This is a genomic window from Brevundimonas sp. (assembly GCF_003248455.1).
Taxonomy (GTDB): Bacteria; Pseudomonadota; Alphaproteobacteria; order Caulobacterales; family Caulobacteraceae; genus Brevundimonas.
This window is the reverse complement of sequence record NZ_QFNM01000005.1, coordinates 98,653-113,110: the sequence shown is the minus strand read 5'-3', so window position 1 is coordinate 113,110 and position 14,458 is coordinate 98,653. Positions and strand designations below refer to the sequence as shown.

Below are 14,458 nucleotides of genomic sequence, written 5' to 3'. Positions count from 1 at the left end.
TTTGCAACAGTTCGCGGGAGCGCTCCCCGACCCGTCCTGGCGCGGCCTTAGACGCCCCGGTCGAGGTCGCCGCAGCGAGCCGCCACGCCTATCCAGGGCGACAGCCCCCCAATCGTTCCGCGCCGATCCACGTCCGGCCCCTCGAGGCGCTCGAACCAGTAGAGAGAGAGCAAGTTCCAAGTGTTTTCCAATTGTTGCCGATGATGACGAGTCGCAAATCGGACACTGGAACCGTTGGTCCATCGAAGGATTGTTGCACTTCCGATGAAGGGTTCGGCGATGAATCAGGGCTATCGATGGACTTTGCGGCCTCGACGACCAGGCGGTTGGCGTGGCGAGGGCCAGAGGCGGTGATGCCCCGCCTACGCCTCAACGACGCGGCGGCGCTCGACGTCTTGGCGCGCCAGGGACTGACGCCCGACGCCAGGCCGTCATCCGGGCAGACCGTGATCCTGCGCACCACCGCCAACGCCGGGCGGGTGATCGGTTCGGGCGCCGTCCATATGGGCGATGGAGAGGCGGCCACCCACTCCGACATCGCCGAGGCCAAGGCTGATCGCGCCCTGTCGATCTTCGACGTCAGGACCCACGTCCTGTCGAGCGGAGACCGCTTCGATTTCGAGGCGCGCCGCCCGGCCTGCGGCTCAGACACCCCTCAGACAGTTCAGGAATCCTAGTCATGTCCGAACCCCTGTCCACCCACGCCGACGTGCAGAGCCCGGCCTTCACCGATGACGATCGGGTAGAGGGCGCATATGACGCGACCAGCGTACGCGCCGTCATGATCAATCGACCGCGGGACGCGCTCTACGCCTACTGGCGAAACTTCGCCAACCTCCCGAGCTTCATGGAAAATGTGAAATCCGTGGAAATTCTCGATGAGAAACGCTCAAGCTGGACCGTGGCCGGCCCGGCCGGCGTCGACATCGAACTCGTCAGCGAGATCACCGAGGAACGCCCGGGAGAATACATCGCCTGGCGATCAACCGAGGAAAGCGATGTCGACCACGAGGGCTGGGTCGAGTTCCGCGACAACCCCTTCGGTCGGGGCACGGAGGTCCGCGTGCTCATCAGCTACGACCCGCCCGCCGGCGCCGTCGGCAAGCTGGTCGCCAAGGTGCTTCAGCGCGAACCCCGGGTGCAGGCCCGGCGGGAGCTGCGCCGCTTCAAACAACTGATGGAGACGGGTGAGATCCCGACTTCGAAAGCGCCCGACGCCGCGCCCCGCGCCGACCGCCATTTCTGATCCCGAAGGAAGACCCCATGCGCGCTTTGACCTGGCACGGAAAACACAATGTTCAAGTGGACACCGTCCCCGATCCGCAGATCGTCAACCCGCGGGACGCGATCATCAAGATCACGGCCACCGCCATCTGCGGATCGGACCTGCACCTCTACGACAGCGTCATCCCCGGCATGTCGAACGGCGACATACTGGGCCACGAATTCATGGGCGAGGTCATCGAGGTCGGGAACGGGAACACCCGCCTGAAGGTCGGCCAGAAGGTGGTCGTCCCCTTCGTGATCGCCTGCGGCTCCTGCTTCCATTGCGGCAAGCAGCAGTTTTCCGCCTGCGACAACTCCAACCCCGCCGACAAGTCCGACGCCTCGGAAATCGCCTATGGCTATCCGACAGCCGGCCTGTTCGGCTACTCGCACCTGACCGGAGGCTACGCCGGCGGTCAGGCCGAATATGTCCGCGTCCCCTATTCCGACATCGGGCCGATCGTCGTGCCGGACGGGATCGAGGACGAGCGGGTGCTCTTCCTTTCCGACATCTTCCCCACAGGCTGGATGGCCGCCGAGAATGCGGGCATCGAGCCGGGCGACACGGTCGCCATCTGGGGCTGCGGGCCTGTCGGCCTGTTCGCCATCAAGAGCGCCAGGCTGATGGGCGCCGCGCGGATCATCGCCATCGACCACCATCCGCGTCGTCTGGAACTGGCCCGCGCCAACGGCGCGGAGGTCCTCGACTATCATGAGGTCAAGGTGCGCGAGGCCCTGATGGAGATGACCGCCGGGATCGGGCCGGACGCCTGCATCGACGCCGTCGGCATGGAGGCGCACGGCTTTTCGCCCGACAATATCATCGACGCGGTGAAGCAGGAGACCAAGCTGGGCACCGATCGCCAGCATGTGCTGCGCGAGACCCTGATGGCCTGTCGCAAGGGCGGCCGCGTCTCCATCCCCGGCGTCTATGGCGGCATCGGCGACAAGCTGCCGATCGGCGCGATGATGCAGAAGGGCCTGACGATCAAGACCGGCCAGACTCACGTCCAGAAATATCTGCCCGAACTGCTTCAACTGGTGCTCGAGGGCAAGATCGACACGACCGACCTGATCAGCCACCGCCTGCCGCTGGAACAGGCGCCAGAGGCTTACAAGAACTTCCACGACAATCCGAACGAATGGACGAAGGTCGTCCTCAAGCCGCACGCCTAAGCCTGAACCGGATCCGCTGACGACACTACGCAAACGTTTCCGTCAGCGGATCAGATTCACGATCGGCCGTCAGGATGACTGCGCCATGCGGCGACAGCCGCAAGCCGTGCTTCTCAAGGCGTCGATGCTGGTCAGACGAATCTGGCCGCGCGCCGTGCGGGTCAGACCGGCGTCGTGAAGGGCGCGGCACGACGCATTGACGGTGGTGCGACGCAGGCCGAGCATCACGCCCAGGCGTTCCTGGGACAGCGGGGCCGTGGCCAGGCCTGTTACGTCATGCAGGGCGCACAGCAGGTCTGCGACACGCTCGGTCGCACGATGCCGGGATGCGCACCGCAGACCCCGCTCGAGGCGGGCCTTGCTCCGGTCGACCGCTTCGAGCAGGTGAGACAGGCCGTCCACGCCAGCCGTCTCAATCCAGTCGGCCAGCGATGTCCGATAGACCAGTCCGTCGGTGATCCAGTTCCCCGCGACCTGCCGGCCGGCCCCCGTGGAGAAGACGTCGCCGGGTCCCAGAATGTCCGACGACAACCCCGAGCCGCCGACATGGACGCACAAGACGCCGGCGACCACCACGGCGACCTCGTCGCTGACGGCCAACCCTTGGCCAGCACCCGCAGCCTCCACCCGACCCTTCGCCAGCGCCCAGCGCCGTCGTTCCGGCGGCAACGGCGCAAAAGCCCGCCACAGCTGCAAGGTCTGTTCGGCGACCTGTGTGGGTTCGCCCCCTGCGGCCGGGTCCGAAAGTCGGCGTTCGGCAGTGATGGGCGCGGCGGAAGCCAGCAGGGGAGCCTCTGTCATGCCGCACCATGGGATTTCTTCGACAGCTGCGCATTCACATAGGTGAACGGCTTCACCGTGCGCCGCTTCGGCGAGATCACACGGGCTCGGACTGAAGTCTCAGATATACAGGATCGAATTCGGCCAGCTCCACCAGTCCGTCCCAATCGAGAACGACGACCCTTCCCTGCGCCCAGTTAAGCAGCCGCCGGGTGCGAAGTTCCGAGATCAGCCGGTTCACATGCACCGTCGAAAGGCCGAGAACATCGGCAAGGACAGACTGCGACAAGGGAAGATCGAACGCCCGATCCGGCGCGGCGCCGACAACGGCCAGCCTTGTGCACAGTTCGCACAGCAGATGCGCCATGTGGGCCAGGGCGCTGCGCCGCCCCATGGAGGCGATACACTGACGGTGGATGGCCGCGTCGATCACCGTGTCGAGCCAGAGCAGCCGCGAAAGGTGGGGATGGCTTTCCGTCAGCCGCCTTAGCGCGACGTGTGGCGCGGGCTGGATCACGCAGTCCGTCAAGGCCATCACGCCATGATCCATATGTTTCATGACGAAGCTGTGCAGATCGATGAAATCGCCGCTGACGTTCAGTTCGGTGATCTGACGTCCGCCATCGCCCAGCGTCACGTATCGCGCGGTGAAACCTTCGATCAGCAGGGTGCTGTTCTGGGGGCGATCGCCCTCGCGAATGATGTCCGTCCCGGCGGCGGCGATCTGGGTTTCGCCGAGAACCTCACGGAGCGCGGCCTCTTCCTCGCGGCTCAGATCGTCCCGTCGACGCAGTTTCTCGACAAGCCTGTCCACTTCACGCCCTCGCGCCCTGACCTGCCCTGCAACGCTCGGGCGGCGCAGCCGTTGCGCGAGATCGTCGTTCACATAAACGCCGGCGGTCCTTCCCGGCATGGTCGTCCCGCCTGCTCGCGCCAGCCGGCCAGCAAGGCGCCGGCGTCCTCGACCGGCGGCTGCGATACGCAGACGGCCGACACCACCTCGCCCGCAGCGTCGGTGCAGACGACGGCGAGATCCGCCCGGCCGGAAAGCTCGTCCATGTCGCGCAACATGTCTGCGGCGACCCGCAGCGCTTCCCGGCCGGCGGCCCCGACGTCCGGGAATTCCTCCCCGATCTCGTCGGGCGTGAAACGGTGATCCCGCAGGTGGAAGAAGAATCGCGGCATCAGGTCGACCAATCGCGCCTATTCCGCCAGTTGCGTGGTCTTGCCCGCGCCGGGACCGGCCCCGAGGTCGGCGCCTGTCACAGGGTTGCTGGCCGGGTTCGACGCGGTCCGCTCCGCGAAGGCCGCAACCGCCGCTCTGTCCGCCTTGTCCAGGTCCACGCTCGCGGTTCCGTCTCCGCCATCGACCGCCGACTGAAGGTCGGGATCGTCCACGAACTCCCATTGTTCGCCTTCATTCCAGGGCCCGCGCGCATCGCCTTCGCCGCGCGAGAGGTCGTAGTATTTGTCGCTGAACTCGGGCAGCCCGCCCAGCTTTCCGGCCGGGAAGTTCGGCTCGATGGCGTAGAGCGCCTTTTCGAAGGATTTCTGGTGCGCGACCTCGCGCGTCATCAAGAAGGCCAGCGCATCCTTGATCCCGACGTCGTCCGTCACGTTGATCAGCCGTTCATAGACGATCTTAGCGCGCGATTCCGCCGCGATGTTGGAGCGCAGGTCGCACGTGGGATCGCCGATCGAATCCACATAGGCGGCGGTCCAGGGCGTCCCGGCCGAATTCACCAACGCCGGCGCGCCGCCGTACAGGATCGACGTGGTGTGGCTTTCCCCGCGGTCGTTCAGCGAGAGATAGAGATCGGCCTCCTCCAACGCCGCCTCGGCCATCTTGCCCTTTGCGCCGCGGTTCAGCATGGCGACGATGGAGCCGATGACCTCAAGATGACTCAGTTCCTCGGTCGCGATATCCAGCAGCATGTCCTTGCGGCCCGGATCCTCCTCCGCCAGGGCCTGGGTGAAATAGCGCATCGCCGCAGCCAGTTCGCCCTGCGGTCCCCCGAATTGCTCCAGCATCAAGGTCGCCAGGCCGGGGTTCGGCTCGGCGACCCGGACCGTGTACATAAGACGTTTGTTGTGCATGAACATTTGGGCCGCTCCGGTTATGACAAAGCGCTAACCGGCCCCTCTGACCGCCTGTTCCGAAAGTCGTCTAGGCGACGTTTTCACCTGAGCGGCGTCGCATCCGGCGTCAGACCCGGCGGAGCGCGTCAAGGACCGTCCTGAAAAGGACGAGCGCCTCCCCATCCGTCAGGGCCTCGAAGTCGACGTCAGCCGTCAGGGTGTTGAGGCGATGGATGATGCTGCCGCAATCCGGCTGAGCGCCCGATGTCTCTTCGTCCACCCATTCGGCGATCGCGGAAATGGATTCCAGCGCTTCCCGGTCCGTCATCTGGGTGTCGGGCAAGCGCGCCACGGCGGCGATCTCTCCGATCTCCCGAAGCGCGCGACGACAGGTTTGTGGATCATCAGTCGACATTCGCCTTCAACTCGCGCCCTTGGAGACGGTTCACGCGGCGGAATTTCCATCCGCTTCCCATTTAATGCGGTTCGCTGCGCACGAGATTACAGCGGCGGCGTCGGGCCGGGTGCTCACCCTGACAGCAGCGTCTATCAGAATTTTGCTGGACCGAGCACATACAAGCCAGCGGGCCAAAAAGACCGCTAGGCGACTTTTGGAACGGATGAGGAAGTTGTCTTCTTCTCTTCGTATGCGGAGAGATGTTTCATGACCCTCAAGACCATCCTGGTCACTGGCGGAGCCGGCTATATCGGTTCGCACACCGCAAAGGCGCTGGCGCACTCCGGCCTGAGGCCTATCGTCTATGACGATTTCAGCAACGGCCACCGGGACGCCGTCCGCTGGGGATCGTCGATCCAGGGCGACGTTCGGGACCAGGCACGCCTCGCCGAGGTCATGAAACTCTTCGAGGTCGATGCGGTGATCCATTTCGCCGGATTGATCGAGGTCGCCCGATCGGTGATCGCGCCAGACCTGTTTTGGGACGTCAATCTGAACGGGGTCGCGGCGGTGTTGGGCGCGATGAGGCAGACCGGGGTCAGGCGAGTGGTGTTTTCATCGACCGCTGCGGTCTACGGCCAGCCCGTCGCCGACGATCTCGGCCGTCTCGACGAAGACGAGGTCACGGCTCCCATCAATCCCTATGGCGAAAGCAAACTCGCCGCCGAACGGCTGATCGCCGCCCATGCTCGGGCCTATGGCCTGGAAGGTGTGGCGCTGCGCTATTTCAACGCCGCCGGCGCCGACCCCTCGGGCGAACTGGGGGAGGCCCATGCTTGCGAAAGCCATCTCATCCCGCTCGCCATAGAGGCGGCGCTGGGCCTGGGACCGGCGCTCACGATCCATGGTGCGGACTATCCCACCCCTGACGGCGGGTGCCTGCGCGACTACGTCCATGTCTGCGACCTGGCCCGGGCTCACGTCCTGGCGCTGACCGCGCCCCTTAGCCCCAACGGCTTCGAGGCGATCAACCTAGGTTCCGGCGCCGGCCATTCGGTGCTCGATGTCGTCGGGGCCATCGATCGCGCGACGGGGCGCGCGACGCCCTATTCGATCGGCCCGCGCCGCGAGGGCGATCCCGCCGCGCTCGTCGCGGACCCCTCCCGCGCCGGACGGCTGCTGGGATGGCGCGCCGAACAATCCTCTCTGGACGAGATCGTTACGACGGCCATGGCTTGGCGCAAGGCGCCGCGGTTCGGCTTCGACCGCACCATCGGCGCAGCCGCTTGAGCATGGCGGGGCTCGACCTCTGGGGCGGCGCGGAGTGCACGGTCAATCGTGTCGGCGACCGGACCTACGATCAACTCAAGCTCACGGGCCATGAGAACCGCCTCGATGACCTGGACCGTTTCGCAGCCCTCGGCCTGCGGGCGCTCCGGGTCGCCGTGCTTTGGGAGAAGGTGGAAACGGCGCCCGGCATCCTAGACTGGCGCTGGCCGGACGCTGTCATGCTGCGCCTGCGGGCCCTTGACGTGCGCCCCATCGTCGGACTGATCCACCACGGCTCGGGCCCGACCTGGACCGACCTGACCCAGCCCTCGTTTGCTGAGGGGCTAGCCGCCCATGCCGCCCGGGTGGCTGAGCGCTATCCCTGGGTCACGGACTGGACGCCGGTGAACGAACCGCTGACGACCGCGCGGTTCAGTTGCCTTTACGGCCTCTGGCATCCCGGGCTTCGGGATGAAGCCGCGTTCTGGAACGCCCTGCTGACCCAGATCGAGGCGACAGGCCTGGCCATGCGGGCGATCCGGCGCGTCGTTCCGCAGGCCCGCCTCATTCAAACCGAGGATTTCGGGCGGACGGACGCCACCCCGCCCTGCGCGGCCCAGGCCGCTTTCGACAACGACCGCCGGCTGATGACGTGGGATTTGCTTTGCGGGCGGGTCGGCCCCGGTCATCCGCTGTATGCGCGCCTCGCCGCCTTCGGATTAACGTCGCGGCTGCTCGCCTTGGCGGGCGCCCCCGCCCCGCCGGACGTCATCGGTCTGAATTATTATGTCACTAGCGACCGCTTCCTCGACCACCGGATCGATCTCTACCCGCCGCACCTGCGCGGCGGCAATGGGCGGATGGCCTATGCCGACACCGAATCGGTTCGCGCCCTGCCGGACTGGACCCCCGGCTGGCGGCGGAACCTTGAAACGCTGCACGCCCGTTACGGCCTGCCGGTCGCCGTGACCGAATGCCATCTGGGCTGCGATCCAGAGCAACAGGCCGTCTGGTTGAACCAGTGCTGGCGCGCCGCCTTGGCGGCGCGTGAAGCCGGCGTGCTCGTGGAGGCCGTGACCGTCTGGTCCCTGCTCGGCGCAGTCGGCTGGGACCGCCTGCTGACCGAGGACGACGGCCGTTACGAAGCCGGTGTGTTCGACGCCGCCGCGCCGGGAGTCCCCGAGACGCCGCTGGGGACCGCCGTACGCCGCCTCGCCTCGGGCGGACCCCCTGCCGCCGATCTTCAGCCGGGGTGGTGGGACCGCCCCGACCGGCTTGCCCTGCCGTCGACCGCTCCGCTCTGCATTCCCCAACCCCTTGTCGCCTAGTCACGCCCGGAAGCCGCCAATGCCCCCCTCGTCGAACATCCCGTCGTCCCCGGCCGCTGACGCTCGCGTCGTTCCCCTGCCCCGCCGGACGGGTATGGCGTCGCCCATCGTCTGCCTGTCCCACCTGCGCTGGGACTTCGTCTTTCAACGCCCGCAACATCTGATGACGCGTTTCGCCGCCGACCGGCCTGTCTTCTATGTCGAGGAGCCGACGCCGGTGGAGCCGGGGGACAAGGCCTGGATGGATGCGCGCCCCTGTCCGCAAAGCGGTGTTGTCGTCGTCACCCCGCGCACGCCGCACGGCCTGTCCGAGGACGACCTGCAGGCTCTCCTCCGCAGTCTGCTCGACGATCTGCTCGCCGCCTGGAACGTGGCCGATCCCATCCTATGGTATTACACGCCGATGATGCTGCCGATTTCGCGGCATATCGATGCCTCCTTGGTCGTCTATGACTGCATGGACGAACTGGCTAATTTCCGCTTCGCGCCGTCAGGCCTGCGTCCGCTGGAGCAGGAATTGATCGCCACGGCGGACCTGATGTTCACCGGGGGCTACAGCCTGTTCGAGGCGAAGCGGCACCTCCACCCCGACATCCATCCGTTTCCCTCCAGCGTGGACCGAACCCATTTCGCCCAGGCTCGCGACGTGCCTGCGGGAACCGGCGACCGTCCCCGGCTAGGCTTCTACGGCGTCATCGACGAACGGATGGATCTGGAGCTGATCGCAGACCTCGCCGACGCCCGGCCGGACTGGACGCTGGTCATGGTCGGCCCCGTGGTCAAGATTTCGGAAGCCGACCTGCCGCGCCGCGACAATATCGAATACGTCGGACCGCGAGACTATGACGATCTGCCCGCCGCTCTTTCGACCTGGGACGTGGCGCTGATGCCGTTCGCCATCAATGAATCGACCCGGTTCATCAGCCCGACCAAGACGCCGGAATACCTCGCCGGCGGACGCCCCGTGGTGTCGACGCCGATCCGGGATGTCGAGCGGCATTACGGCGACCTCGCGGCGGTTTGGATCGCTGGCACGTCAGCGGCTTTCGTCGCCGCCTGCGACGAGGCCGTCGCCCTGGCGCGAAGCGGAGCGGGCGCCTGGCTCGACGAGGTCGATGAGGCGCTCGCCGACCTGTCGTGGGATCAGACGCTGCTGCGCATGTCGGCCCAGCTGGACCGGGTTCAGGCGCAGCGGGCGGCCAAAGGAGCGCAGAGGCGAACCAGGCCCGCCCGGGGCGCAAGCGGGCGTTACGATGTCCTGGTGGTCGGCGCCGGCTTTGCCGGAGCGGTGATGGCCGAAAGGCTGGCGGCGGACGCGGGCAAGCGCGTCCTCGTCGTCGATCGCCGGCCTCACGTCGGCGGCAACGCCTTCGATCACCTCGACGCGGCGGGGATTATGATCCACGAATACGGCCCGCACATCTTCCATACCAATTCGGTCGACGTCTTCGCCTATCTGTCGCGTTTCACGCGCTGGCGTCCGTATGAGCATCGCGTCCTCGCCCAAATCGGGGAAATGCTCGTCCCCATGCCGATCAACCGCACCACCCTGAACCGGCTCTACGGCCTGGATCTGCAGACGGACGAGGCGGCGGCGACCTTCCTCGCGACGCGCGCCGAGCCTGTGCCGATCGTGCGCACTTCGGAGGACGTGGTGGTCTCGGCGATCGGCCGGGACCTCTACGAGACCTTCTTCCGGGGCTACACCCGCAAGCAGTGGGGCCTGGACCCTTCGGACCTCGACAAGTCCGTCACCTCGCGGGTTCCGACCCGAACCGATACGGACGACCGCTATTTCACCGACGCCTTTCAGGCCATGCCGCTGGAGGGTTACACGCGGATGTTCGAACGCATGCTGGACCATCCCAACATCGACGTTCGGACAGGTGTCGAGTTCCGCGAGGTGATGGCCGAGGTCGCCTATGACCAACTCGTCTATACTGGGCCGATCGACGAATATTTCGACTTCCGTTACGGAAAACTGCCCTATCGCTCCCTGCGGTTCCGCCACCAGACCCTGGACCAGCCGTGGGTCCAGCCGGTCGCGACCGTGAACTTTCCGGACGAGGCGACGCCCTACACGCGGATCACCGAATACAAGCATCTTACCGGCCAATGCCATGACGCGACCAGTTTGACTTACGAGTATCCAGCGGCCGACGGCGACCCCTACTATCCGATCCCGCGCGAGGAGAACCAGGCGCTTTTCAAGAAGTATGAGGCGCTGGCCGCCGCCGAGCCGGATGTCGTTTTCGTGGGCCGGCTGGCGACCTACCGATACTACAACATGGACCAGGTGGTCGGTCAGGCGCTGGCGACCTACCGGAAAACCCCGGGACTGCGAGCGGCGTCCGCCGAGAAGCCGCAAAGCTCAACCGCAGTTTAAGCCTCGGACCATCTCGGTCTGAAGATGCGACTCGGGCGGCCCAACGTCTAGCTCGCCCGGGGCTTGGCGACGACACGCCGGCCGAGACGATAAACCGCCTCGATCCGATCGATCGTCCGAACATCTGCGAAGGGGTCGGCGGGAAGGACGATGAGGTCCGCCAGCATCCCCGTCTGAATTCGACCGCGATCCGCCAGACCCATCACAGAGGCGGTCCCCTCGGTCGCGATCGTCATCGCTTCGCGCGGCGACAGCCCGGCCTCGACCAGCAGCGCGAGTTCGCGGTGTTCCGCGAAGCCCGGAATGCGCAAGGGCATGGGCCCCGAATCCGCGCCGAAGGCCAAGGTCACGCCCGCCCGGTGCAAGGCGGCCGCGTTGGCCTTGTTCGTTGCAAAAGCGGCCTTCCATTGAGGCAAGGCCGGATTGGACAGGGTCCCCGCCCGCCATTGCGGGTTCGACAACTGCGCTCGAAGCGCTGGATCAAGGGCGCCGGAAAGGACCGGCGTCTGAAGCAACTCCGGCTGTTCGGCGAACAGATAGAAGGCCTCGTCGAGACCGAGGGTGGGAATGCATGCGGCCTTGCGCCGTTTCATCAGGTCGATGAAGGCCTGGTCCACCGGCCGGTCGCGGACGCCATGGCCCAGGATGTCGGCGCCAGCCTCCAGCACGGCGCGGGCGTCCTCGAGGTAGTAGACGTGCGCGATCACCTTTCGGCCGCCTCTATGCGCCTCGTCGATGATAGCGCGGTAGATGGAAGGATCCATCTTGACGAGATGGGCCCCCTGAAAGTCGTCGAGCCAAAGCTTGATGAAGTCAGCGCCTCGTTCGATGCTCTCCCGGACATTCGCGCGCGCCTCGGCCTCGGTAGCGGGACGGAAGAGTTGGGCGGACGTGGCCTGGGCCGGGGGGCCGCCATTCGGCACGCCGAAGCCGCGATCGGCCCCGAACAGATCCGCGCCCTGAATGGCGCCTGTCCGCACGTCGCGCTGAATGGCGTAGAACAGGTCTGTATTCAGTCCGAACGAGGCGACGGTCGTCACCCCATAGGCCGCGTAGACGCCCAGTTGGCGGGCGATGTTCTCCCTCGTGTAGAACTGGGCGCCGACCGAGACGCCCTGGACCGATCCGATGTGGCAGTGGGCGGAGATCAGGCCCGGCGAGACGAACTTGCCGCCCAGGTCCAGGTCCTGACCGTCGCTCGCCGGCAGCGACCGGCCGATCTGAGCGATCCGGCCGTCACGCAAACGCAGGTCGACAGCTTCGCCAGCCTGCCCGGCGATCCTGACGTTGCGCAACGTCGCAATGGGCTCGGACGCCTGCGCCGCCGCCCCGCCGCCAACGAGAGCCGCCGCGCCAGCCGAGAATAGAAGGGTTCGACGATCCATGGCCGATATCCTTTCGATCAATGCTTGAAGATCAGCGCGACGGCAGGGTCCAGGCGATCACGCTGTCGCCCAACGTCGTTCCAAGACGTGCATGGCCGCCCACGACCGCCACGACATATTGCTTGCCGTCCAGTTCGTAAGTCAGCGGAGCCCCCTGAGGACCGGCAGGCACGCGCTCTTCCCATAACATTTCGCCGCTCTGGGTGTCGAAGGCGCGCATGAAATTGTCCAGCGTGGCGCCGATGATGGTCACGCCTCCCGCCGTCGTCAGGGCGCCGGAGTCGCTGGGCGTGCCCATCTGCAGCCGCACCCGGGACTTGATGCCGAGCGGGCCGGTGTCATAGCCCGAGCCGAAGGGCCGCTTCCATACGACCTCCTGGGTCCGCAGATCGACGCCGGCCAGATAGCCCCAGGGCGGCGCGATGCATGGCGTGCCCAGGACGGATAGCCAGGGAGCCTTCATCGCCCCCACGGGCAGTCCGACCTGGGGCATCAAGCCCTTGGACGAGCCCTTCTGGTTCAGCGACTTCGACCCCGCCGCATCGATCTCGGCGCGCGGAATGACGCGCTCCACATAGGGCAGGCGATTGGTGTTGATCACCATCAGCCCCCGCAGCAGATCGACCGAGACGCCGCCCCAGTTGATGCCCCCGTGATTGCCCGGATAGGCCAGGGTGCCGCCGACCATGGGCGGGGTGAACATGCCGTCGTAGCGCAGCCGCCGATACTGAACCCGGCACATCAGCTGATCGAACGGACTGATCCCCCAGGCGTCGCTCTCGGTCAGCCGTTCGGGGATCTTGCCGGGTGCGCCGACCGTCATCGGCATGCCTGGCGAGATCGGCTGGGTCGCCGCGGTCCAGTTGCCGCCATCGGCGCCCTGGGGCGCGCGGGTCTGCACGACGGGCATGATCGGCTGGCCGGTTCGGCGATCCAGGACGAAGATTTGACCCGACTTGGTCGCCTGGATCACGGCCGGCCGGGACCCGCCCTTCGTCGGCCAGTCGACCAGGTTCGGTTGGGGGCCGATGTCGAAGTCCCACAGGTCGTGATTCACCGTGCGGAAATGCCAGCGCACGCGCCCGGTCTCGGCCTCCACCGCCACGATCGAAGACGTGTATTCCTCCTCCTGCGGCGTGCGGGTGGATCCGAAAAAGTCGCCCGAGGCGTTGCCGGTTGGAAGATAGACGAGACCGAGTTCGTCATCGGCGGCGAGCGGCGCCCAGACATTCGGGGTGCCCGGGGTGTAGTGTTCGTTCGGTCCCGGCTCGCTCGTGTCGCCGGGGCGTCCCAGATCCCAGGCCCAGCTGAACCGGCCGGTCACGGCGTCATAGGCGCGGACGACGCCGGACGGCGCGAACCGGTCCTGGCCGTCCCGCACCATATGGCCGATGATGACCCGCCCCCTTGAAACGATCGGCGCGGAGGTGTTGCCGAAATAGCCGGGCGTGAAATCGCCGATGCCTTTCTTGAGATCGACATACCCGTTCTCGCCGAAGCCGGCGCACAGCCGGCCGGTGCGCGCGTCGACAGCGGCGAGCCGACCGCCGGTGACGCCCCAGAGGATGCGTTCGGGGCAGTCCGTCACGCCAGCCGGGGCCTTGTAGTAGGCCACGCCGCGGCAGTAGGCGCCGGCGGTCTTCAGGGCCTTGGCGTCGGCTTGAGGATTAAAGCGCCACTTCTCCGCGCCCGTGGCGGCGTCATAGGCCACGACCTGCTGGGTGGGGGTGCAGACATAGAGGGTGCGCCCGACCATGAGCGGCGTGTTCTCGTTCAGATAGTCGGTCGTGACGCCCGGCCCCGGCAGATCTCCCGTGTGGGCTTCCCAGGCCCGCACGAGCCCGCCGACGTTGGCCGGCGTGATCAGATCGGCTTGGCTGAAATGGTTCGGGCCGGCGTCGAACTGGGCCATGCAGGCGAAGGCGGGCGACCGGTTCGAGATCAGCGAGCCGCATCCGCGCGGCGGCGTTCGTCTGGAGCCGCACCACACGCACTATCTGCTGTTCGGCGACGAGACGGCGCTGCCGGCGATGGCGAGCATCCTGGAGGCGCTGCCGGCGGCGACGCGCGCCGACGTCTTCGTCGAAATCGAGGATCGCGCGGAGGAGCAGCGGATCGAAAGCGCTGCGGCGGTGAACCTCCAATGGCTCTGCCGAGACGGTCGGGGCGCGAACAGCAGGCTGGTCGCGGCCGCCAGGGCGATGTCGGCGCCGGGCCCCGAGACGCTGGTGTTCGTGGCGGCGGAATCGTCCATCGTCCAGGCCGTCCGCTATCATGCCGTCCAGGAGTGGCGGGTCGCGCGCGAGAATCTCCACGCGGCGGGTTATTGGAAGCGCGGGGACGCCGATCATCGTGACAAGGAGGCGACTGCCTGAGCGAACCGCCGTTTCCC

Annotated in this window: 14 protein-coding genes; 7 read left to right on the top strand and 7 right to left on the bottom strand. The window is 66.5% G+C overall.

The annotated features are described in order from the left end of the window. The first annotated feature begins 353 nt into the window (after nucleotides 1-353). From DI624_RS03270 to DI624_RS03260, 3 genes are read left to right on the top strand one after another with little or no spacing between them, the layout of a single operon-like run. On the top strand, nucleotides 354-677 hold the full coding sequence (locus tag DI624_RS03270; protein ID WP_291535982.1) for a hypothetical protein: 324 nt from the start codon (nucleotides 354-356) through the stop codon (nucleotides 675-677). A 2-nt stretch (nucleotides 678-679) separates the two neighbouring features. Beyond that, nucleotides 680-1,246: an SRPBCC family protein gene (locus DI624_RS03265; RefSeq protein WP_291535981.1), complete on the top strand. Its 567-nt coding sequence runs from the start codon at nucleotides 680-682 to the stop codon at nucleotides 1,244-1,246. 17 nt (nucleotides 1,247-1,263) lie between these two features. Beyond that, a complete protein-coding gene (locus DI624_RS03260; protein WP_291535980.1) occupies nucleotides 1,264-2,442 on the top strand; it encodes a zinc-dependent alcohol dehydrogenase in 1,179 nt (392 codons plus the stop codon). A gap of 69 nt (nucleotides 2,443-2,511) precedes the next feature. Here the strand turns inward: DI624_RS03260 and DI624_RS03255 are convergent, their stop codons facing one another. The 5 genes from DI624_RS03255 to DI624_RS03235 all read right to left on the bottom strand — a co-directional run bounded on the left by DI624_RS03255 (nucleotide 2,512) and on the right by DI624_RS03235 (nucleotide 5,716). Beyond that, nucleotides 2,512-3,243, bottom strand: coding sequence for a Crp/Fnr family transcriptional regulator (locus DI624_RS03255; RefSeq protein WP_291535979.1), 732 nt, complete (start codon nucleotides 3,241-3,243; stop codon nucleotides 2,512-2,514). Between the two features lie 76 nt (nucleotides 3,244-3,319). Continuing rightward, nucleotides 3,320-4,108 carry a Crp/Fnr family transcriptional regulator gene (locus DI624_RS03250; protein WP_291535978.1) on the bottom strand — a complete coding sequence of 263 codons (789 nt, stop codon included), beginning with the start codon at nucleotides 4,106-4,108 and terminating at the stop codon, nucleotides 3,320-3,322. Continuing rightward, nucleotides 4,105-4,419: a hypothetical protein gene (locus DI624_RS03245; RefSeq protein WP_291535976.1), complete on the bottom strand. Its 315-nt coding sequence runs from the start codon at nucleotides 4,417-4,419 to the stop codon at nucleotides 4,105-4,107. The genes DI624_RS03250 and DI624_RS03245 overlap by 4 nt, the downstream gene beginning before the upstream one ends. A 6-nt stretch (nucleotides 4,420-4,425) precedes the next feature. Continuing rightward, complete coding sequence (locus DI624_RS03240) at nucleotides 4,426-5,325, bottom strand: manganese catalase family protein (protein WP_291535974.1); 900 nt, start codon at nucleotides 5,323-5,325, stop codon at nucleotides 4,426-4,428. A gap of 103 nt (nucleotides 5,326-5,428) precedes the next feature. Continuing rightward, nucleotides 5,429-5,716 (bottom strand): hypothetical protein, encoded by a 288-nt coding sequence (locus tag DI624_RS03235; protein ID WP_291535972.1) that lies wholly within the window; start codon nucleotides 5,714-5,716, stop codon nucleotides 5,429-5,431. 249 nt (nucleotides 5,717-5,965) lie between these two features. On the opposite strand from DI624_RS03235, the gene galE reads away from it, so the two are divergent. The 3 genes from galE to glf all read left to right on the top strand — a co-directional run bounded on the left by galE (nucleotide 5,966) and on the right by glf (nucleotide 10,681). Then, nucleotides 5,966-6,988: a UDP-glucose 4-epimerase GalE gene (gene galE / locus DI624_RS03230; RefSeq protein WP_291535970.1), complete on the top strand. Its 1,023-nt coding sequence runs from the start codon at nucleotides 5,966-5,968 to the stop codon at nucleotides 6,986-6,988. A gap of 2 nt (nucleotides 6,989-6,990) precedes the next feature. Next, on the top strand, nucleotides 6,991-8,295 hold the full coding sequence (locus tag DI624_RS03225; RefSeq protein WP_291535968.1) for a family 1 glycosylhydrolase: 1,305 nt from the start codon (nucleotides 6,991-6,993) through the stop codon (nucleotides 8,293-8,295). 94 nt (nucleotides 8,296-8,389) lie between these two features. Continuing rightward, entirely contained in the window at nucleotides 8,390-10,681 is a 2,292-nt protein-coding gene (glf, locus tag DI624_RS03220) for a UDP-galactopyranose mutase (protein ID WP_291535966.1), read from the top strand. 47 nt (nucleotides 10,682-10,728) lie between these two features. Here glf and DI624_RS03215 read toward each other — a convergent pair whose 3' ends face one another. Both DI624_RS03215 and DI624_RS03210 read right to left on the bottom strand, forming a co-directional pair. Further along, complete coding sequence (locus tag DI624_RS03215; protein WP_291535965.1) at nucleotides 10,729-12,066, bottom strand: amidohydrolase family protein; 1,338 nt, start codon at nucleotides 12,064-12,066, stop codon at nucleotides 10,729-10,731. Nucleotides 12,067-12,097: 31 nt separating this feature from the next. Next, complete coding sequence (locus DI624_RS03210) at nucleotides 12,098-13,978, bottom strand: PQQ-binding-like beta-propeller repeat protein (RefSeq protein ID WP_291535964.1); 1,881 nt, start codon at nucleotides 13,976-13,978, stop codon at nucleotides 12,098-12,100. Here DI624_RS03210 and DI624_RS03205 point away from each other — a divergent pair. Next, nucleotides 13,977-14,441 carry a siderophore-interacting protein gene (locus DI624_RS03205; RefSeq protein ID WP_291535963.1) on the top strand — a complete coding sequence of 155 codons (465 nt, stop codon included), beginning with the start codon at nucleotides 13,977-13,979 and terminating at the stop codon, nucleotides 14,439-14,441. The genes DI624_RS03210 and DI624_RS03205 overlap by 2 nt on opposite strands. The last annotated feature ends 17 nt before the right edge of the window (nucleotides 14,442-14,458 follow it).